This window comes from Pseudomonas sp. GW531-T4 (assembly GCF_017349615.1).
GTDB lineage: Bacteria > Pseudomonadota > Gammaproteobacteria > Pseudomonadales > Pseudomonadaceae > Aquipseudomonas > Aquipseudomonas chlororaphis_I.
Window position 1 is genome coordinate 30,315 of record NZ_JACMZT010000034.1, and the last position, 18,456, is coordinate 48,770.

Here is an 18,456-nt window from a genome sequence, read left to right on the forward strand (position 1 = left end):
TTTCTCCAGGGGGTAACGTCATTGAGGCCGGCGGCGGAAGATCAGCGAAGTGTTGACGCCGCCAAAGGCAAAGTTGTTGTTCATCACGTACTCGCAGCTCATCTGCCGGAATTCGCCGCGCAGGTAATCCAGCTCGCCGCAGCGCGGGTCGACCGTGTCGAGGTTGAGGGTGTGCACGTAGAGGTCGCGGTTGAGCATCTCGATGCTGAACCAGGACTCCAGCGCGCCACAGGCCCCCAGGGTGTGGCCGAGGAAACTCTTCTGCGAACTGATGGGCATCCGGCTGCCGAACAGGCTGCTGGTGGCCAGTGTTTCGGCAATGTCGCCCTGTTCTGTAGCGGTGCCGTGGCCATTGACGTAACCGATGGCCGAAGGCTCGAGGCCGGCGTCTTCCAGGGCCAGCTCCATGGCCCGGCGCATGGTGGCCTGCTCCGGACGGGTGGTGTGCTGGCCGTCGGCGTTGCTGCCGAAGCCGACGATCTCGGCATGGATATGCGCGCCGCGGGCCAGGGCGTGTTCCAGCTCTTCGAGCACCAGCATGCCGCCGCCCTCGCCGATCACCAGGCCGTCGCGGTCACTGTCGTAGGGCCGCGGGCTGGTGTGCGGGGCATCGTTTTTCAAGCTGGTGGCGTAGAGCGCGTCGAACACCATGGCTTCGGTCGGGCACAGCTCTTCGGCGCCGCCGGCGAGCATCAGCGGCAGGCGGCCGAACTTGATCGCCTCGTAGGCGTAGCCGATGCCCTGGCTGCCGCTGGTGCAGGCGCTGGACGTCGGGATCAGCCGCCCGGTGAGGCCGAAGAAAATGCTGATATTGGCCGCGGTGGTGTGCGGCATCATGCGCACGTAGGAATTGGCGTTGAGGCCTTCGGCGACCGAGTTCAGCAGCATGTTGCCGAACGCCTTGATCTCGTCGGTGCTGCCGGTGGACGAGCCACAGGCCACGCCCATGCGCCCGTCCTTGATCGACTCGTCACCCAGCAGGCCGGCATCGGCCAGGGCCTGCTCGGCAGCCCCCACGGCGAGCCGCGACACCCGGCCCATGCTGCGCAGCTGCTTGCGGGTCCAGTGGTCCGGTACCTTGAAGTCGTCCACGGGGCCGGCCAGGCGGGTATTGAGTTCGCTGAAGCGATCCCATTCGTCCATCCGGCGAATGCCGCTGCGGTTGGCGCCGAAGTTGGCGGCGATGGTGTCCCAGTCGCTGCCCAGCGAAGTGATGCCGGCCATGCCGGTGACGACCACACGTTTCATCAGACCAGGCCTCCGTTCACCGCCAGCACCTGGCGGGTGATGTAGGCGGCCTCGGCGGACATCAGGAAGTTCACCGCGCCGGCGACTTCTTCCGGGGTGCCCATGCGCTGGGCCGGGATCATCTTCAGCAATTCGTCCACCGGCACGTTCTCGTCGAGCATGGCAGTGTCGATCAGGCCTGGCGCCACGCAGTTGACGGTGATCTTGCGTTTGCCCAGCTCGATGGCCAGGGCCTTGGCGGCGCCGATCAGGCCGGCCTTGGACGCGCTGTAGTTGACCTGGCCACGGTTGCCGACCTGTCCGGACACCGAGGCGATGCAGACGATACGCCCGGCGGTGCGGCGCCGGATCATCGGCATCATCACCGGGTGCAGGACATTGTAGAAACCGTCGAGGTTGGTGCGCAGCACGGTGTCCCAGTCGTCTTCGCTCAGGGCCGGGAAGGCGCCGTCGCGGGTCAGGCCGGCGTTGAGCACCACACCGTAGTAGGCGCCGTGGGCTTCCACGTCGGCTTCGAGAACGGCCTTGCAGCTGGCGCGGTCGGTCACATCGAATTGCAGGATGCGCGCCTGGCGCCCCAGGGCCTCGACTTCGGCCTGCACGGCCTCGGCTTCGCTGCGGCCACTGCGGCAATGCAGGATCAGGTCATAGCCGCCCTGGGCCAGGCGCAGGGCGATGGCGCGGCCGATACCACGGCTGGAGCCGGTGACCAATATGGATTCAGTCATGGCTGGACTCCTGTTGATAAAGCGGGTGATTCGTTCAGGTAGCTGTCCGCCTGGGGCGGACAGAACACGTTGAGGCGGGCGACGGCCTGAATGCCGGGGGCAGTCAGGTGGCATTCGAATACGCCCATGCCGTTGTCGTCTTGCAGGGAGCGCAAGGCGTGAATCTGCAGTTCGCTGCCGGCCGGGAAGTGTTCCACATTGCATTCGAACTTGCGGGTGCCGAGCAGGAACCCCAGCTCGACGGCCTGGCCTTTCTGGCGCGCATGGCAACCGGCGTAGGCGGCGATGCTCTGGGCCATTATTTCAATGCCGACCCAGGCCGGCAGGCTGCCGTCGGCCCGGCTGAACAGGCCACCGGGTTTGACGGTGAGGCGGGTGCGGATCTGCTCTTCATCGAACGCCAGGACCTGATCGATCAGGATCATGTCGCCCGCGTGGGGCAGCAGTTCGGCGAGCGGCCAGTCAATCATGGGGCGTCTCCGATAATCAGGCTGACGTTGTTGCCGCCGAAGGCAAAGGAGTTGCTCATCAGGCCGCGCGGAGCGTTCTGCTCCAGACGTGTGGTGGCGGTGACCCAATGCAGTGGCGGCAGTTGCGGGTCGGCCTGGGCGTCCCAGACATGGGGCGGCAGGGCGTGCGCGCTGTTCGCGGCGGACAGGCTCAGCCAGCAGAACGCCGCTTCCAGGGCGCCGGCGGCGCCCAGGGTATGGCCGCTCATGGGTTTGGTCGACGAGCAGGGCACGCCGGCCGGGAACAACTGGTCGACCGCCAGGCTTTCCATGGCGTCGTTGTGCTGGGTGGCCGTGCCGTGCAGGTTCAGGTAGCCGATCTGTGCGGCCTGCAGGCCGGCGTTGTGCAAGGCCTTCTGCATGGCTTGCAGGGCGCCGCGCCCGCTGGGTTCGGGCGCGGAAATATGGTGCGCGTCGGAGCTGGCGCCGGCGCCGAGCAAGGCGATCGGTTGTGCGCCGAGGGTTTCCTTGCTCATCAGGAACAGCACGGCGGCTTCACCGATATTGATGCCATCGCGGTTGACCGAGAACGGATTGCAGCGCTGGTCGGACACTGCTTCCAGGGCCGAGAAGCCGTTGAGGGTCAGCTTGCACAGGCTGTCGACGCCACCGCACAGCACCGCGTCGCACAGGCCCAGGTCGAGCAGGCGGCGGGCGCTCATCAGCGCGCGGGCGCTGGAGGTGCAGGCGGTGGAGATCACGTAGGCCGGGCCGCTGAGGTCGAGCCAGTCGGCGAGAAAGTTCGCCGGCGCGCCGAGCTCCTGCTGCCGGTAGTCGTAGTCGGCCGGGAAATGCCGGTCGCGCAGGTAGTGGGCGATGCCGCGGCTGGCTTCGTCGATGCCCGAGGTGCTGGTGCCGAGGACGATGCCGATGCGGCTGTGGCCGTAGCGGGCGATGGCCTGGTCGATGTCGCCACGGATCTGCAGGGCGGCCTCCAGCAGCAGCTGGTTGTTGCGGCTGCTCTGCTGTCCCAGCTCCGGCGGAATGCTCGCTAGCGGCCCCTGGACGGCGGCCACCGGCACGCTGCGCTCCGGCACCCAGCCGGCTGCGGCGCGCATGCCGGAGCAGTCGCCGGCAAACAGGCTGCGGGCCACTTGCTGCTTGTCGCGCCCAAGGGCACAGATCACCCCGAGGGCATTCAGGTAGGCCGTCATGAGGCGTTCTCGGCGGTCAGCGGGCTGATGTGGTAGTACAAGCCCTGGGGCAGCTCCAGGCGAAAATCCAGGGCCTGGCGATAGCGGACCTGCCAGTGCGGGGCGAGGTCGCGCTGCGCGCCGTGCTGCCGGGCGGCTGGATAATTATCTCGCAGTTCGCCCGCGGGCGTCAGGGCGAATAGCAGGGCGGCGAACAGTTCGCGGGCCTCCGGGTTCGGCGGCAGCAGGCCATCGGCCTGCCAGCGACCGTCGATCAGTTGCTGGCGCGCCAGGGGAATGCCCAGCGGGTCGAGCAGCGACCAGCGGATGCCCGGCCCTTCGGCCTGGATCACCAGCAGCCAGTCCTGGCGCTGCCCGGCCTGTTGCCGCTCGATATGCAGTTGCAGCGGCAGGGCCAGGCTCGGGGTTTTCTCGGGCAGCGGCGGCTGGCTGGCGCAGGCGCTCAGCAACAGCAGGCAGCCGACGAGCAGGGCACGGATCATCCGGCGGCACCTTCGTGCAAGGGTTTGCGGGCGACCACATTGACCAGGGTTTCTTCCCGTTGGCCAAAGGGTTTCGGGCGGCGCAGGCCGAAGCGTTCGAGCAGCCCGAAATCCTTGGCACGGCTCCACCACAGATAGGGATAAGACACATTGCGCGGGGTAAATTCAAAACCCTGTCGTCGGATCATTTCCAGATACTGCGCCGCGCTTTTCTGTACATGCATCGGGTGGCGGAACAGCCAGCGGATCACCCAGGTGTCGATGTAGGCCTCGGTGGATTCGGCGAACAGCAGGTAACCGCCCGGCTTGAGCACGCGATAGAACTCGGCCAGGGCTTTTTCCTGTTCCACCAGGTGGTGAAAGGTCTGGTGGCAGAACAGCAGGTCGACGCTGGCATCGGCCACGTCCAGGGTCGCGCAGTCGCTGCCGATCAGCTCGACCTGCAGGCCCTGGCGCGCCGCCTCTTCGCTGCTGAGCCTGAGGCTGTGCGGGTCGGCGTCCAGGCCGATCAGGCGCCGCGGGGCGAACACCTGGCGCAGGTACTGGAACGACTTGCCCTGGCCGCAACCGGCATCCAGCAGCACCGGGTTGGCCGGTGGCTGGTTGTCGAACAGGCGGCGCAGGTCGTTGATCGCCACCCGCAGCACATGGTGCTGCCAGGTGTGGCTGCGCAGGAACCAGAAGCCGAAGCGGGTTTCCTCGACGTAGCTGGCGCTCAGGTATTGCGGCTGGGTGTCGTTCATGGAGCCTCCATGGCGCAGATTTCCGAGAGCATGCGCAGCCGGCGCTTGGGTTCGCTGACGAACGGGTTGCGTTCGTCCCAGGCATAGCCGGCGAGGATCGAACTGATCATCCGGCGAATCTCCGGCGAGCTGCCCGGGTGGTAGATCACGTCCTGGAAGGTGCCGGCGTACCAGCCTTCGACGTAGCAACGGAAGGTGTCGACACCGCGCTTGAGGGGGATGGCGAACTCTGTTTCCCAATCCACGCTTTCGCCCTGCAACTGCCGATGCAGCACGGCGGCGGCCATGCTCGCCGAACGCATGGCGATGGTCACGCCGGAGGAGAACACCGGGTCGAGGAACTCCGCGGCGTTGCCCAGCAGCGCGAAGCCCGGGCCGTGCAGGGTCTTGACGTTGGCCGAGTAGCCGCCGATTGCCCGCGCCGGGGTGTCCCAGACGGCGTTGTGCAGGACCTTGGCCAGGCTCGGGGTCTCATCGATGAAACCGCGCAGGCACTGGTCCAGGTCGCCGTCACGACCGTCGAAGTGCTCCTTGGCCGCCACCACGCCGATCGAGCAGCGGCCGTTGCTGAACGGGATGGTCCAGAACCACACATCGCGTTTGCTGGGGTGAGTGGTGATGAGGATCTTTTCCCGCTCGAAAGCCGGGCTGTCGATGTGGTCTTCGATATGGGTGAACACCGCCTGGCGGACCGGGAAGTTCGAGGGTGCTTCCAGGTCCAGCAGGCGTGGCAGCACACGGCCGTAGCCGCTGGCGTCGAGGACGAAACCGGCCTCCACGCGGTACTCGCTGCCGTCTTCGCGCAGCACCTGCAGCTGTGGCCTGGCCAGGTTGAAGTCGGCGCTGACGATGGCCTCGCCATAACGCACTTCAACGCCTTGCAGGGCGGCCTGATCGGCCAGCAGCTTGTCGAAATCGGCGCGTTGCACCTGAAAGGTGGTGGGCTTGCCCTCGCTGAAGGTGTCGCCAAAATCGAAGGCGCTGTAACGCTCGCCCCAGGCGAACGCGGCGCCGTTCTTCAGCTGGAAGCCCGCCGCCTTGACTGCCTCGAGCATGCCGGCCTCTTCGACGAAATCCAGGCAGTGGGACAGCAGGCTTTCACCGATCGAAAAGCGTGGGAAATGCTGGCGCTCGACGATCAGCACGTCGTGGCCTTTGCCCTTGAGCAGCGCGGCGGCGATAGCGCCCGATGGGCCGGCGCCGATCACCACAATCTGGCGGCGTTCCATTTCAACTGTTGGCACTGGGGCTCCTTGCCGGTTCGGCGATGTTCGGGTTCAAAGGGACCAAAGGTGTTCGGTGCAGCCCGGCCAGGGCCGGCATCAGGGTGGCGACCAGGCCCATGAGCATCAGCGCGAAATACAGCGCCGGGCTGATCAGCTGTTGTTGCAGCAGCAGGTTGAGAAAAACGATCTCGCTCAGTCCGCGAATGTTCAGCAGCAGGCTTTCCCGCCAGCGGCTGGCGCCCTTGAAGGAGGCGCCGGCCCAGCCCAGGCCGAGCCAGTTGCCGAGCAACTTGCTGGCAATCGGCAACAGCAGCAACGCCCCCAATTGCACCCAGCCGAGGCTGTCCATGGCGCTGTGCACATTGATCTGCACGATGCCGAACGTGAGGATCAGCGGGATGGCGATAAAGGTCTGCAAACGGTTTATCCAGGCTGCCTTTAACGGCAGCGCCAGCGGCACCTTGAGAGCGGCCATGCACAGCAGGTAGCCGATGCCGAAAATCAGTGCATTGAGCTTGTAGTGCTCGGCCACCACCAGCAGGCCGAAGAAGCCCAGGCTGTGCAGCAGCGGCTGGCGCAGGCCGAGGCCGCGCAGGAGCAGCGGCAGGCAGGCACCAGCCAGCGGCAGCAGCAGGCTGCTCAGATGCAGGCTGCCCTGGGCGACGCCGAACAGGGTCCAGCAGCCGAGGTCGATGAGGATCGCGGTCTGCACCAGGCGCCGGGTGGCCAGCGGCGGGTAGTCGATGTGCCGCAGGTACAGGTACAACACCGGAATTGCGGTAATGGCGAACAGCAGGCCGACCGCCAGGGAACTCAGCCAGGGTTGCGCCGGCAACAGCCAGACCGCCGTGGCCAGGCCGCAGGCGAAGGGAATGGCGAAGCTCGGCAGGGCGATCTTCAGGCTCTGGCGGTCCAGGCGCAGGTCGATCACGTCGCTGAGGATATGCCCCAGCAGCAGGGCGAAACTCAAGCCGTACAGGTTCTTCAGCCAGACCGGCGCGACCAGCTGGGCGCCACTCAACTGCCAGTGCGGTTCGATCCAGAACAGCATCAGCAGCGGCAGGCCGAAGGTCGCCAGCAGCAACTGGCTGACGATCGGGATCAGGCCGAAACGGCTGCCGATGCGGGTGGCGAGCGCGAACAGCAGCAGCGCCATGAGCCAGAACAGGGCAATCATCACAGGGCTGGCTCCGTAACGGTCTGGCGATGGCGCTGGCGACCGGCCCAGGGCGCCAGGATAAAGCTGAAGGCCAGGCCCAGGCTCACCGACAGGCCGAAGTTGCTGACCGCCGGGGTGCTGGAAATCGCCAGCAGGCCGAACGACAGCCAGGTGGTCAGCGCTGCAAGCAAGGTGCCGAGCAGGCTCACGGCGGCGCCGCCGACCTGTTCACGCATGAGGATGGCGTAGTCGACGCTGATGGCGGTCACCAGCAACAGGCCGAACAGGCTGAACAGGGTCAGCGGTTGCCCCAGCCAGCCCAGGCTGGCGAGGCTGCACAGGGCCGCCAGCAGCGGCAGGGCGACCAGGCGCAGGGCGCCGCCGAGGCCGAACGGCAGGATCAGCAGCAAGACGATCAGCACGCAGGAGGCGAGTTTGAGCTCGGCGGCGCTGACCTGGGTGGCGGCGAACACTTGGTTCAGCTCGCCCAGGCGATCCACCAGTTGCACCCCCGGCAGATCCTGCGCCTGGATCCGCAGCAGCTGTGGGTTATTCAGCCCCTGCAGGCTGACCATGGCCGCCACGCCGTTGTCGGCGGGGCCCAGCCACAGGGTGCGGTAAGGCTCGGCCAGCGGGCCTTGCAGGGCCGCGTCGATGTCTTCGTCGGGCAGTGCCCGCAGTTGCGTGAGTTCCGCGTTCAGGGCTGCCACCGGGACCCCGAGATCCAGCAGCGGCTGCCAGTGCCGCGGTAGCGCGTCCAGGGCCTGGCGCAGGCGCTGTTGCTCGCTGGGCAGGCTTACCAGCTGGTTGAGCGACAGGTAGCCCTGGAGTTTCTCCAGGTTGACCAGTTGCTCCAGGCGCTCGCTCAGGGCGCCGAGGCGTTCGAGCAGTTGTTGCTGATCGGCGCCGCGCACCAGGAAGAACTGGCTGGTGGGCTGGTAGCCGGTGATCCGCGCGATGGCCTGGGCTTCGTTGAGCAGTTGTGGCGGCGCGCCGATCCACTGGCGAATATCGTTTTTGCTGTCGAGCTGCCACAGGCCACCGGCGCAGAAGGCGATCACCAGCGCCAGCAGCCAGGGGCTGGACACGCGCTTGAGCAACTGGGTGCGCAGGTTCAGCAGCCATTCGGCCACGCGCAGCGGCCATTGCGCCGGTTGCAGCTCGACGCCGCGCAGCAGCGCCGGCAGCAGGCACACTGCGCTCAGGTAAGCACCCAGCAAGCCGGCGGCGGAGAACACTGCGATCTGGGTCAGGGCCGGGAACGGTGTCCAGGCCAGCGCCAGGTAGCCGATGCAACTGGTGGCCAGGCTCAGGCTCAGCCCCGGCAGGGTCAGGCGCAGCGCCGGCCAGCTGTGCCAGGGGCGCAGGCTCCAGCTCTTGGACAGGTAGTGCAGGGGGTAGTCGACGGCGACGCCGATCAGGCTCGAACCCAGCACCAGGGTCATCACGTGCATATGGCCGAAGAAGGCCACGCAGGCCACTGCGCCGAACAGCATGCCCACCAGCACCGGTACGAACGCCAGCAACACCCGCCAGCGACGGAAGGCCAGCAACAGCAGCAGGAGGATGCCGACGGTGGCGCCGCCGCCGACCCAGGTGATCTCGCGGGAGGCTTGCTGCTGGCCGTTGGCGGCGTAGAGCAGACCACTGGCGGCCAGCAGCTGGACGTCGGCCTGGGCGGCCTGTTCGCGGCTGTGCTGGAGCAAGGCCGCCACCTGCAGCGGTAGCTGCATGTCGAAGGCGTTGCCGGTGGTGCGCGCCCGCAGCAGCACCCAGCTCTTGCCGTCGGCATCGGCGATCAGGGTGCCGCTGCCGATGTCCAGTTGCACCGCGCCGCGTTGCGGCTGGCTGTTCTGGATGCGCCCGGTCAGGCCCAGCCAGTCGTCCTGGCTCGGGACCAGGCTGAAACCGCTGAAGGGGTCGAACAGCGCCTGTACGCGCTGCTGGATAAAGGCCTCGGGGTGCTCGATCAACTGCTGGCGGTCGGCAGCAGCAAGCATCGCCAGGCGGCCTTGCAGCAATTGCGTGCGCAGCGCCGGCAGGTCGGCCTGCAGGTTCCACTGGACCTTCTCGAACAGCCCGCTGGCCTGCCATTGCTCACCCAGGCGCTGGGCCATGGCGATGGCCTGCTGGCGTTCGGCGTGGCCCACCAGCACCAGCATTTCGCGGTTCAGCGGCTCCTGCATGCGCTGCTCGGCCTTGAGCTCCAGGGCATCGGGGTCGGTGCCCGGCACCAGCTCCATGAGGTTGGCCGACAGCGGCGCGCCATGGCGCCATTGCCAGCCGGCCAGGGCCAGCACGGCCACCAGCAGGAGCAGGAACAGGCGCGGCCACCAGCGTTCACTCGGCAAAGTCATGCTGCTCCGCGTCGCTCAAGGGCTGGTTGCTGATGCTGTCGTGCATCTCCAGCACGGTGCTGTCGCCCTGGGTTTCCAGTAGCTCGATGCGCTGCACCAGTTCGCCACCGTCGATGTTGATCTGGTTGAACACCTGCTTGAGCAGCAGCGAACGTGGGGTCAGGGTCAGTTTCCAGGCCTTGGCGTCGCCGGCCAGGGCCAGCTCGAAGTCCCGTTGCAGGCCGCTGCTGTCGCCTTGCAGCACGGCGAGGAACAGGCGGTTCTGTTCGGCCCCGGCGCTCTTGTTCGGCAGCATTTGCCAGCCGCTGCCATCCCGGCGGGCGATGCCTTTGCCGGTGATGCGGTAGTCCTGTTGCAGCGGTGTTTTCAGCAGCCACAGCAGGCCATGGTTCTTCGCCAGGACGAAGCTGCCCTTACTGGTCAGCGGCTGGGGCAGGGCGCGCAGGTGTTTCTCCTGGACGAAGCTGCCGTGGATCACCTCGGGTCTGGCCAACTGGTCGCTGAGCTGTTGCAGGTCGAAGGCATTGGCCAAGCCTGGAGTGCCCAACAGTACGAGCACAGTAGGAGCGAGCTTGCTCGCGAAAAACCGCAGAACGCCGTGACGTGTCAGGTAGCTCGCGCAATCGTTGACGATTTTCGCGAGCAAGCTCGCTCCTGCAGGAAGCGGTCGGCTCATGGCAGAAGCCTCTCGACGGCATCGGTGAACACCTTGGGCGAGGCCAGTTGCATCTCGCGGCTGGCGATCTCCACCGCCACCTGCACCGAGCTGGCGCGGGTCAGGCGTTCGCCGGTTTCCAGGTCGCTGATCAGGTAGTTGATCTTCAGGCGGTTTTCCCACTCCACCAGGCTGGCGCGGACCTTGAGCTTCTGGCCGAATACCGCGCCGCGCACATAGCGCAGTTGCAGGTCGATCACCGGCCAGGCGTAGCCGGACTCGAGCATCTGGTTGTAGTTGTGGCCGAGCTTGTCGAGCAGGGCGCAGCGGGCCACTTCCAGGTACTTCACGTAATGCCCGTGCCAGACCACGTGCATGGTGTCGACGTCGAAAAACGGCACCTGGATCTCGGTGTCCGCGTGCAGCACGCCCCGACTACGCATGCAGCCTCCAGTGTTGCTCGGCAATGCGTTGCAGGCACAGGCGCAGTTCGCCTTCCAGGGCGCGGTCCTCGATCACCGGCGGGAAGTCCTTGGCCAGCTCTTGGTGCATGGCGGCCAGGGCTGGCGGCAATGGCCGTGCATCCTCGGCTCGGCCGCGCAGCCAGACGCCCTGGTTGGCGGCCAGCAGGGTGGCGGCGGCGACCTGTTCGGTCAGCTCCAGCACGCGGATCGCATCGCGGGCGGCGATGGTGCCCATGCTCACCTTGTCCTGGTTGTGGCATTCGGTGGAGCGCGAGAACACGCTGGCCGGCATGGTGTTTTTCAGCGCTTCAGCGGTCCAGGCGCTGGTGCCGATCTGTACCGCCTTGAAGCCGTGGTTGATCATGGCGCGGTCCGCCGGGGCGCCGGACAGGTTGCTCGGCAGGCCGTGGTTGTAGCGCTCGTCCACCAGCAGCGCGAGCTGACGGTCCAAGAGGTCGGCGACGTTGGCCACCAGGTTCTTCAGGCTGTCCATGGCGAAGGCGATGTGCCCGCCGTAGAAGTGCCCGCCGTGCAGCACGCGTTCGGCCTCGGCATCGATGATCGGGTTGTCGTTGGCGCTGTTCAGCTCGGTTTCGATGAAGCCGCGCAGCCAGCCCAGGCTGTCGGCCAGCACGCCCAGCACATGGGGCGCGCAACGCAGCGAGTAGCGGTCCTGCAGGCGGTGCAGCGGCGCGGTCGGTGCGTCGATGGCCAGGTCCTGGCGCAGCCAGGCGGCGACCTGCATCTGCCCCGGGTGCGGCTTGGCGGCGAACAGGCGCTCGTCGAAGTGTTCCGGGTTGCCCTGCAAGGCGACCACGTTCAGCGCGGTGATGCGCGTGGCCAGTTGCAGCAGGTAGTCGGCGCGGGCGAAGGCCAGGCAGGCCAGGCCGGTCATCACCGCGGTGCCGTTCATCAGCGCCAGGGCTTCCTTGGGCCGCAGCACCAGCGGCTCCCAGCCCAGCTCGCGGTGCACCTCGGCCGAGGTCCGGCGCTCGCCGCGGAACATCACCTCACGCTCGCCGGACAGGGTCGCGGCCACGTAGGACAGCGGCGTCAGGTCGCCGCTGGCGCCTACCGAACCCTCTTCGGGAATCAGCGGCAGGATGTCGTGTTCGAGGAACGCCTGCAGGCGCTCCAGCAGTTCCACGCGCACCCCGGACACGCCGTGGCAAAGCGACTGCAAGCGCGCCGCCAGCACCGCGCGGGTGGCTTGCGCGTCCAGCAGCTTGCCCAGGCCGCAGCCGTGGAAGGTGTACAGATGACGGGGCAACGCCTCGACGTGCTGCAGCGGCACCGCGACCACGCAGGAGTCGCCGTAGCCGGTGGTCACGCCGTAGATCACGCCTTCCTTGTCCAGCAGCGAATCGAGGAATTGCGCGCCCTTGGCGATGCGCTGGCGGAATGCGCTGTCGTCCTGCAGCCGGGTCGGCGCCTGACGGTTGGCCAGGGCCAGCACGTCTTCGATGCGCAAAGGGAGTTCGCCGAAGGTTACCGGCTCAAGCGGATGCGTCGTCATCGGTCTTCCAGAAAGGGTAAAAGTTGAACCATTGTTGGGGCGCTTCGAGGCAGTACTGGCCCAGACGCTCGGCGTAGCGGGCAGTCCACTGGGCGATGACCTGCTCGCGGTCGCTGCGTTTCCACGCCACGGCCTCGGTGAAGGGTTCGAGGAACACTCGATAGCGACCATTGTTTTTCAGGCACAGCAGCAGGTTGACCGGGCATTTCAGCAGGCCCGCCAGCAGCCACGGCCCCTGGGGAAAGGGCGCCGGATGGCCGAGGAAATCCACCCGCACGTTGCGCCCGCCGTGCAGCGGTACACGGTCGCCGGCAATCGCCAGCCACTCGCCGCGATCCAGGCGCTGGCTCAGTTGCAGCATGACCGCCGGATCCAGCTCGCTGACCTGGATCAGCCGCAGGTTGGTGGCCCCGGCCTCGCCCAGCAGGCGATTGAAACGTTCGGCGTGCTTGGTGTGCACCAGCACGTTCATGGTGACCTTCTCGCCCAGCTCGGCCAGGGCGCGGCAGACTTCGAGGTTACCCAGGTGCGCGCCCACCAGCATCTGTCCGCGGGTGCCGCGCAACTGGTCGCGCAGCCGGGCCGGGTCGACGATCTCGATCTGTTCCAGGCGCAGCTTGCCGTTCCACACGTCGAGCTTGTCCAGCAGGGAGTCGGCGAACGCCATGAATTGGCCGAAGACCCGCCAGTGGCTGGGACGCAGCTCGGCCTTGCCGCTCCAGTCGGCCAGGCGCCGCTGGTACAACCAGGCGCTGCGGCGGGCACCGCGGCCGAACAGGAAAAAGTAGAAAACGATGACATACAGCACCGGGCTCAACACCCGGCGCCCGAGCACCCGCACGCTCAAGGCGGTGAGCTTCATCAGCCAGAAGCTGCCGCGCTCCTTGTGCTCGGCCCAATGTTGCTTGTCCGGCTGTTTGTCCTGTTTGTCTGGTAGCGCCGTCATGCTTGCCACCGTCGCCAGAGGATCAACGGCGCGCGCAGCAACATGCCGAAGAACAGCCGGGCGTGCATGCTGGAAATCAGCAGGTTGTCGTGGAACAGGCGAAAGTGCGACAGGCCATCCACCGGGTAACGGACCTGGGTCGGCAACCAGCGCATCGGCTGGTTGCGCCAGGACAGGCGCACCAGAATGTCGGTGTCGAAATCCATGCGCCGGCCGATCTTCACCGAGTCGATCAGCGCCAGGACTGGCGGCAGGGGGTAGACCCGGAAGCCGCACATGGAGTCGGGTATCTGCAACGACAGGGTATTGATCCAGACCCAGACGTGGGTCAGGTAGCGCGCGTAAAAACGGCCCTTGGGCACGCTGGCGTCGTACTGTGGATAACCGCAGACCAGCGCTTCGGGGTGGGTGCGGGAGGTGGCGATAAAGTTATCCACATCGCGCAGGTCGTGCTGGCCGTCGGCGTCCACTTGCAGGGCGTGGCTGAAGCCCAGGCGCGAGGCTTCGCGCAGCCCGGCCATGACCGCGCCGCCCTTGCCCTGGTTGACCGCGAGCTTGACCAGGAACACCTGTTCGCGCTCGGCCAGCTGTTCCAGCACGGCGGCGCAGGCCGGGCTGCTGGCGTCGTCCACCAGCACGCAGGACAGGCCGCTGGCGAGCAGGGCATCGACCACCGTCGGCACGGCGGCTTCATGGTTGTAGACCGGGATCACGGCGCAGGGGTTATGCATGGGGGCTGTCTCCCAGGCGTCCGCTGCGCGGCCGATCGCAGCCTTCGGCAGCGGCTACAAAAGCCCGCAACGCTGGCAGCAGCAGGGGGCTGCGCTTGCCTGGGGCCAATAACTTATCCACAGGCGTTCTCCAGCAGGATGCGGCCGCTGGAGCAGGCGGCGGTGTCATTGCGGTAGGCAAAGTAGAGTTTGCCGCGCTCATGATCGAAGCGCAGGTGCAATTGCACCTGGTCTCCGGGGCGCACCAGTTGCTGGAACTTCAGTACTTCCATGCCGGCAAAGCGGCCCGGCAGATCGAGCAACTGCTGGCCCAGGGCCAATGCCCAGTCCACCTGGACCACGCCCGGCAGCACCGGGGTCTGGGGGAAGTGGCCGCTGAAGTAGGCCAGGTCCGGCGGGATCGCCAGTTGCAGGCTCCATTCGCCGTCGGCCTCGAGTTGTTCCAGCACTTCCGGCGCCCGTGGGCGCGGGGCCAGCAGCAGGGCTTCGACATCGGCCTGGGGCAGCTTGCCCTGGCTGTTCAGGGGCAACTGGCGCAGCAGGCGCCAGCGGCGTGGCAGCGCCAGGGCCTCGCAATGCTGGCTCAGGTGCTGGCGCAGCGTTTGCGTGAGCGTCCGACGCCCCTGATTGCGCAAGGCGTGCAGGCCTTGTTCGCTGAGGACCAGCAGCGCGCCGAGGGAGGCGCGGTTTTCCCGGACCACCCCAAGGCGCGCTTCGGCGACCCAGGCATGCCCGGCCAGGGCCTGTTCCAGCATCGGCAGGGAAATGCGTTTTTCTTCCAGCTTGACGATCCGGTCCAGGCGCCCGAGCAGCTCGAAACGCCCATCGGCGGCGATGCGCGCGGCATCGGCGGTGTGTTCGATATGTCCGGCCGGCAGGTAGGGCGAGGCGATCAGCAGGGCGCCGTCGCTGTCCTGGCTCAGCTCGACCCCGGCGAAGGCTTGCCACAGGCTGTCGCCCTGGCGCCAGGCGATGCCGCCGGTTTCCGAGCTGCCGAGGATCTCCGTTGGCCATTGTCGCAGGCGCTGGTGCAGGCCTTGCGCGGCGTCGGCGGGCAGCGCGCCGCCGGAGGAAAACACCCGGCGCACCGGGCTCAGGGCCGGCCAGTCGAGGTTGTCGCCCATGCGCTTGAGCAACGCCGGGCTGGCGACCCAGGCAAAGGCCGGGTGTTCGCGGCTGGCGCGCTGCAGGTCTTCCGGGAACGGCAGTTGCCTACGGACGAAGGTGCGCCCGGCGCAGAGCGGCCAGAGCACACGGAACAGCAGGCCGTAGATATGTTGGGTGGCGACGCTGCCGATGATGCAGGCCTGGCCCAATCCTTCGCCCCACAGTTGCTCCAGGGCCTCGACTTCGTTGGCCAGCTGGCGCAGGGATTTGTCGATGCGCTTGGGTTCGCCGCTGGAACCGGAGGTGCACAGGCTCAGGCGGCAGGTGTCGAGGTCGAGTTCGGCGGCGGGCAATGGCGGCTGGTCGAAGTCGGCCAAGTGGGCATCGCCGGGCTGGTCGGTCAGCCACAGGTCGACCTGGGTCGACCAGCGTTGCCGGGTCTGCGATTGCAGGTCGGCGGGCAGCAGCACGCTGACCCCGGCGCGCCAGGCGCCGAGCAGGGCGATGGCCAACTCGGCGGCATCTTCCAGGTGCAGGGCCAGGCGCTGTACGCCCCTGGCCCGCAAGCCCGCGGCCAGGCTCAGGGCCTGGTGCTGCAGCTTGCTGTGATCGAGTGCCGGTTCGAGCGTGACGGCCCGTTCCGGCAACGACTTGAGCAGCAGGTGCTCAAGTTTTATCCAATTCATGCGCGGCCTCGTACGCGTTGTCGTAACAGCCATTCAATGGCAAACAGCAAACCCATCAACCCGTAGGCGATCAGGCCGTTGTACAACGTCCACCAGCTCAGCGGCGCCCACAGGGTCAGGGCGGCGGCGAGCAATCCGTTACAGAGGAAAAATACACTCCAGGCGACAGTCACCTGGTGGGTGTAGCGAATCGCTTTTTCCGGCAGTTCCGGCTCGCTGAGGCGGGCCAGGCGTTCGGCCACCGGCGGACCGAATTTCAGGCTCAGGCCGAACAGCGTGAGCATGAAGCCGCTGACCAGCACCGGGTACCAGCGCAATAACGATGGGCTGTCGAACAGCGCCAGCAACACGCAGAAGACCAGGGCCGCGCCCGCCATCAACAGGCTGCCGGGACGCCGTTCGCCGGTCAGGGCCCGGGCCAGCCACAGGCTGCCGAGCAACAGGCCGAACTGCCATGGCGCGAAATGCTCCATGCCGAAATACACCGCAAAGGGATACAACAGGCCCGCCAGCAGCAGGCCAAGGCCGATCAGCCGGCTCATGCGGCCGGCTGGACCAGACGGTATACCGCCTCGACCACGTCATTGACGGTACGCACCGACTTGAATTCCTCGGCGGCGATTTTCTTGCCGGTCTTGCGCTTGATGTGATCGATCAGGTCGACGGCGTCGATGCTGTCGATTTCCAGGTCTTGATACAGGTTGGATTCCAGGCTTACGCGTTCCGGTTCCAGTTCGAAGAGTTCCACCAGGGCATCACGCAAGGTGTTGAAGATGTCGTCGCGAGTTTGCATGGTCCGGTCTCAAGCTGCCTGTTTTGCAGTGACGAACGCCGCAAGGCTCGCCACGTTGGTGAAGTGGTTGCGGGTGTCCTTGGCGTCGGCGTCGATCTTGATGCCGTAGCGTTTCTGGATCGCCAGGCCCAGCTCCAGGGCGTCGACCGAGTCCAGGCCCAGGCCTTCACCGAAGAGCGTCTGCTCGTTGCCGATGTCTTGCACGCTGATGTCTTCGAGGCCCAGGGCATCGATGATCAGCATTTTAATTTCCTGGTGCAGATCGCTCATCTTCGGCGAGCTCCTTAATGAAGTAGTGATGCAAATAATCGTTGAGCTTGCGCGAGGCCTGCGGTGCGGGGCCTTGGGCGGCAAAGGCATACGGGTCTATATCGGCTCCGACGCGAAAACTGAAGTGCACGCGGCGCATCGGGATGCGATACCAGGGTTCGGCCTTGGTCAGGGTGGTCGGGCTGACCTTGATGACCACCGGGGTGATGATTCTCGCACCCCGCAAGGCGATTGCCGCGCCCCCCCGATGAAAGGCCGGCGCCTGGCCCGGCGGGGTGCGGGTGCCCTCGGGGAAGATCACCAGGGTCTGGCCGTTGCGCAGGGCTTCGCCGGCGGCGTCGAGCATGTCCATGCTGCCGTCGTTGCTGATGTATTCGGCTTCGCGTATCGGGCCGCGAGTGAACGGGTTCTGCCACAGGCTCTGCTTGACCACACAGTTGGCGTTGCGCACCAGGCCGATGAGGAACACCACGTCGATCAGCGATGGATGGTTGGCGATGATCATTTGTCCGGGGCGGCCGAGCTTTTCCGCGCCTTCGACGTCATAGGTCAGCACGCCGCTGCGGGCCATGAACCGAATGAACAGCCAGAACAGCCGGCCAATGGTGCGTCGTGCGCGCTGGCGATGCGCTTCGGCGTCGCCGGGCAGGCAGGCGAGCAGCGGGAAAATCACCAGGCGCAGGCACAGGCCACCGAGGCCGAACAAGGCAAAGCTGGCCGCGGTGGCGACCAGGCGCCAGTAGTAGGCGTCGCGGGGTTTTGTGTTTACAGGTTGCGTTGCCAGTTCCATACACGGTTCTTCCAGGCATGTTGGCAGGAGGTCTGCTCGCCGAGCAGGGTACGCAAGAGATTCAGGGCATGGGGCCACTCGGCGCGCGGCGCTTCCTCGGTGGCGGTACCGAGCGTCAGTTGCCACTCTTTGCCGGGAGTCAGCAACAGGCCCACCGCATAGGGAAAAGGCACGTCGTCGATCCAGGTGGCATAGGCGGCGGGCGGCTGCTCTTCGGTGACCACCAGCAGCACTGCCGGGGCGCCTTCCTCGAGCAGCGCCGCGGCCTCTAGCATGCCGTGTTCAAGGCCGTCGCCGGCAGCGGCGAGGGCGGTCATTTCGCTGGTTTCGCCACGCATGATCGACCACAGGCCGATCACCGCGTTGTGCACCGAGAGGCTGAACTGGGTCGGGGACAATGGCTGGTCGGCCGCCAGGTCGCTGAGGATGTCGAAGGTTCGCGGCGTTTCGCCATGCCGGGAAATAAAGACCAACGGTAGTTGTTCCAGGCCTTCGGCCAGCGGCCAGCCCACGCTGAAGGCCATGCGCGCCAGACGGCTGAGGCGCCGGCGTTGCATGGCCGGTAGAAACGACACGTCGGGGGCGGCATCGCTGCTCTCGAGCACGACTGGTTGTCGGCTCCAGGCCTGCCAATCGTCCACGCTTTCGAGCCCAGGGGCCCACGCGCGCCATTGAGCGATGTTGAAGTTGATCACTTGAAAATTCATCCCGCCCCTGCGGGCTTACTTGACGTGGTCAGGCGTTTCGATCGAAGACTCACCTGGCACGGAGCTACAGCCGAGTGGCGCGCATTATCCCGGTGTGACTGGCTGGTAGCAAACATTGGTTATGTTTCACTCAGTGAAAACGGCCCATTCGACAGAAGAAAAGTGTCATTTGGCCATTATTGAGC

Annotated in this window: 20 protein-coding genes; all 20 read right to left on the reverse strand. The window is 66.3% G+C overall.

The features are described from left to right. Positions 1 to 18 precede the first annotated feature (18 nt). Positions 19 to 1,248 (reverse strand): beta-ketoacyl-ACP synthase, encoded by a 1,230-nt coding sequence (locus J4D28_RS22930; protein ID WP_009046611.1) that lies wholly within the window; start codon positions 1,246 to 1,248, stop codon positions 19 to 21. Then, positions 1,248 to 1,976, reverse strand: a complete 729-nt coding sequence (fabG, locus tag J4D28_RS22935; protein ID WP_009046612.1) for a 3-oxoacyl-ACP reductase FabG — start codon at positions 1,974 to 1,976, stop codon at positions 1,248 to 1,250. The genes J4D28_RS22930 and fabG overlap by 1 nt, the downstream gene beginning before the upstream one ends. After that, positions 1,973 to 2,446, reverse strand: coding sequence for a hotdog family protein (locus J4D28_RS22940; RefSeq protein WP_009046613.1), 474 nt, complete (start codon positions 2,444 to 2,446; stop codon positions 1,973 to 1,975). The genes fabG and J4D28_RS22940 overlap by 4 nt, the downstream gene beginning before the upstream one ends. Beyond that, complete coding sequence (locus tag J4D28_RS22945; protein ID WP_009046614.1) at positions 2,443 to 3,639, reverse strand: beta-ketoacyl-[acyl-carrier-protein] synthase family protein; 1,197 nt, start codon at positions 3,637 to 3,639, stop codon at positions 2,443 to 2,445. Before J4D28_RS22945 ends, J4D28_RS22940 begins: the two co-directional genes overlap by 4 nt. After that, the gene (locus J4D28_RS22950) at positions 3,636 to 4,121 is read right to left on the reverse strand and encodes a DUF3261 domain-containing protein (RefSeq protein WP_009046615.1); all 486 of its coding nucleotides are present in this window, start codon (positions 4,119 to 4,121) and stop codon (positions 3,636 to 3,638) included. Before J4D28_RS22950 ends, J4D28_RS22945 begins: the two co-directional genes overlap by 4 nt. After that, entirely contained in the window at positions 4,118 to 4,864 is a 747-nt protein-coding gene (locus tag J4D28_RS22955; protein ID WP_038630417.1) for a class I SAM-dependent methyltransferase, read from the reverse strand. Before J4D28_RS22955 ends, J4D28_RS22950 begins: the two co-directional genes overlap by 4 nt. Then, positions 4,861 to 6,108 carry an NAD(P)/FAD-dependent oxidoreductase gene (locus J4D28_RS22960; RefSeq protein ID WP_103330909.1) on the reverse strand — a complete coding sequence of 416 codons (1,248 nt, stop codon included), beginning with the start codon at positions 6,106 to 6,108 and terminating at the stop codon, positions 4,861 to 4,863. The genes J4D28_RS22955 and J4D28_RS22960 overlap by 4 nt, the downstream gene beginning before the upstream one ends. Beyond that, complete coding sequence (locus J4D28_RS22965; RefSeq protein ID WP_103330908.1) at positions 6,095 to 7,270, reverse strand: sodium:proton antiporter; 1,176 nt, start codon at positions 7,268 to 7,270, stop codon at positions 6,095 to 6,097. Before J4D28_RS22965 ends, J4D28_RS22960 begins: the two co-directional genes overlap by 14 nt. Next, on the reverse strand, positions 7,267 to 9,606 hold the full coding sequence (locus J4D28_RS22970; protein ID WP_103330907.1) for an MMPL family transporter: 2,340 nt from the start codon (positions 9,604 to 9,606) through the stop codon (positions 7,267 to 7,269). Before J4D28_RS22970 ends, J4D28_RS22965 begins: the two co-directional genes overlap by 4 nt. Beyond that, the gene (locus tag J4D28_RS22975) at positions 9,590 to 10,282 is read right to left on the reverse strand and encodes an outer membrane lipoprotein carrier protein LolA (protein ID WP_103330906.1); all 693 of its coding nucleotides are present in this window, start codon (positions 10,280 to 10,282) and stop codon (positions 9,590 to 9,592) included. The genes J4D28_RS22970 and J4D28_RS22975 overlap by 17 nt, the downstream gene beginning before the upstream one ends. Then, a complete protein-coding gene (locus J4D28_RS22980; RefSeq protein ID WP_016704462.1) occupies positions 10,279 to 10,704 on the reverse strand; it encodes a thioesterase family protein in 426 nt (141 codons plus the stop codon). Before J4D28_RS22980 ends, J4D28_RS22975 begins: the two co-directional genes overlap by 4 nt. Next, positions 10,697 to 12,241 (reverse strand): histidine ammonia-lyase, encoded by a 1,545-nt coding sequence (gene hutH / locus J4D28_RS22985; protein WP_038630423.1) that lies wholly within the window; start codon positions 12,239 to 12,241, stop codon positions 10,697 to 10,699. Before hutH ends, J4D28_RS22980 begins: the two co-directional genes overlap by 8 nt. Beyond that, positions 12,222 to 13,187, reverse strand: a complete 966-nt coding sequence (locus J4D28_RS22990; protein ID WP_103330905.1) for a glycosyl transferase — start codon at positions 13,185 to 13,187, stop codon at positions 12,222 to 12,224. Before J4D28_RS22990 ends, hutH begins: the two co-directional genes overlap by 20 nt. Next, on the reverse strand, positions 13,184 to 13,918 hold the full coding sequence (locus J4D28_RS22995) for a glycosyltransferase family 2 protein (RefSeq protein ID WP_016704465.1): 735 nt from the start codon (positions 13,916 to 13,918) through the stop codon (positions 13,184 to 13,186). Before J4D28_RS22995 ends, J4D28_RS22990 begins: the two co-directional genes overlap by 4 nt. Before the next feature lie 113 nt (positions 13,919 to 14,031). Beyond that, a complete protein-coding gene (locus J4D28_RS23000) occupies positions 14,032 to 15,711 on the reverse strand; it encodes an acyl-CoA synthetase family protein (RefSeq protein ID WP_103330904.1) in 1,680 nt (559 codons plus the stop codon). After that, complete coding sequence (locus tag J4D28_RS23005; RefSeq protein ID WP_103330903.1) at positions 15,708 to 16,253, reverse strand: hypothetical protein; 546 nt, start codon at positions 16,251 to 16,253, stop codon at positions 15,708 to 15,710. Before J4D28_RS23005 ends, J4D28_RS23000 begins: the two co-directional genes overlap by 4 nt. Further along, positions 16,250 to 16,504 carry an acyl carrier protein gene (locus J4D28_RS23010; protein WP_007926835.1) on the reverse strand — a complete coding sequence of 85 codons (255 nt, stop codon included), beginning with the start codon at positions 16,502 to 16,504 and terminating at the stop codon, positions 16,250 to 16,252. The genes J4D28_RS23005 and J4D28_RS23010 overlap by 4 nt, the downstream gene beginning before the upstream one ends. Before the next feature lie 9 nt (positions 16,505 to 16,513). Then, the gene (locus J4D28_RS23015; protein WP_007926834.1) at positions 16,514 to 16,774 is read right to left on the reverse strand and encodes a phosphopantetheine-binding protein; all 261 of its coding nucleotides are present in this window, start codon (positions 16,772 to 16,774) and stop codon (positions 16,514 to 16,516) included. Further along, positions 16,749 to 17,564 carry a 1-acyl-sn-glycerol-3-phosphate acyltransferase gene (locus J4D28_RS23020; protein ID WP_016704468.1) on the reverse strand — a complete coding sequence of 272 codons (816 nt, stop codon included), beginning with the start codon at positions 17,562 to 17,564 and terminating at the stop codon, positions 16,749 to 16,751. The genes J4D28_RS23015 and J4D28_RS23020 overlap by 26 nt, the downstream gene beginning before the upstream one ends. Next, the gene (locus J4D28_RS23025) at positions 17,540 to 18,271 is read right to left on the reverse strand and encodes a beta-ketoacyl synthase chain length factor (RefSeq protein WP_041985527.1); all 732 of its coding nucleotides are present in this window, start codon (positions 18,269 to 18,271) and stop codon (positions 17,540 to 17,542) included. The genes J4D28_RS23020 and J4D28_RS23025 overlap by 25 nt, the downstream gene beginning before the upstream one ends. Positions 18,272 to 18,456 lie beyond the last annotated feature (185 nt).

Excerpts from the sequence above, each read along its gene's own strand:
- J4D28_RS22930 (WP_009046611.1), bottom strand. The coding sequence starts at position 1,248 with ATGAAACGTGTGGTCGTCACCGGCATGGCCGGCATCACTTCGCTGGGC.
- fabG (WP_009046612.1), bottom strand. The coding sequence starts at position 1,976 with ATGACTGAATCCATATTGGTCACCGGCTCCAGCCGTGGTATCGGCCGC.
- J4D28_RS22940 (WP_009046613.1), bottom strand. The coding sequence starts at position 2,446 with ATGATTGACTGGCCGCTCGCCGAACTGCTGCCCCACGCGGGCGACATG.
- J4D28_RS22945 (WP_009046614.1), bottom strand. The coding sequence starts at position 3,639 with ATGACGGCCTACCTGAATGCCCTCGGGGTGATCTGTGCCCTTGGGCGC.
- J4D28_RS22950 (WP_009046615.1), bottom strand. The coding sequence starts at position 4,121 with ATGATCCGTGCCCTGCTCGTCGGCTGCCTGCTGTTGCTGAGCGCCTGC.
- J4D28_RS22955 (WP_038630417.1), bottom strand. The coding sequence starts at position 4,864 with ATGAACGACACCCAGCCGCAATACCTGAGCGCCAGCTACGTCGAGGAA.
- J4D28_RS22970 (WP_103330907.1), bottom strand. The coding sequence starts at position 9,606 with ATGACTTTGCCGAGTGAACGCTGGTGGCCGCGCCTGTTCCTGCTCCTG.
- J4D28_RS22975 (WP_103330906.1), bottom strand. The coding sequence starts at position 10,282 with ATGAGCCGACCGCTTCCTGCAGGAGCGAGCTTGCTCGCGAAAATCGTC.
- J4D28_RS22980 (WP_016704462.1), bottom strand. The coding sequence starts at position 10,704 with ATGCGTAGTCGGGGCGTGCTGCACGCGGACACCGAGATCCAGGTGCCG.
- hutH (WP_038630423.1), bottom strand. The coding sequence starts at position 12,241 with ATGACGACGCATCCGCTTGAGCCGGTAACCTTCGGCGAACTCCCTTTG.
- J4D28_RS22990 (WP_103330905.1), bottom strand. The coding sequence starts at position 13,187 with ATGACGGCGCTACCAGACAAACAGGACAAACAGCCGGACAAGCAACAT.
- J4D28_RS22995 (WP_016704465.1), bottom strand. The coding sequence starts at position 13,918 with ATGCATAACCCCTGCGCCGTGATCCCGGTCTACAACCATGAAGCCGCC.
- J4D28_RS23000 (WP_103330904.1), bottom strand. The coding sequence starts at position 15,711 with ATGAATTGGATAAAACTTGAGCACCTGCTGCTCAAGTCGTTGCCGGAA.
- J4D28_RS23005 (WP_103330903.1), bottom strand. The coding sequence starts at position 16,253 with ATGAGCCGGCTGATCGGCCTTGGCCTGCTGCTGGCGGGCCTGTTGTAT.
- J4D28_RS23010 (WP_007926835.1), bottom strand. The coding sequence starts at position 16,504 with ATGCAAACTCGCGACGACATCTTCAACACCTTGCGTGATGCCCTGGTG.
- J4D28_RS23015 (WP_007926834.1), bottom strand. The coding sequence starts at position 16,774 with ATGAGCGATCTGCACCAGGAAATTAAAATGCTGATCATCGATGCCCTG.
- J4D28_RS23020 (WP_016704468.1), bottom strand. The coding sequence starts at position 17,564 with ATGGAACTGGCAACGCAACCTGTAAACACAAAACCCCGCGACGCCTAC.
- J4D28_RS23025 (WP_041985527.1), bottom strand. The coding sequence starts at position 18,271 with ATGAATTTTCAAGTGATCAACTTCAACATCGCTCAATGGCGCGCGTGG.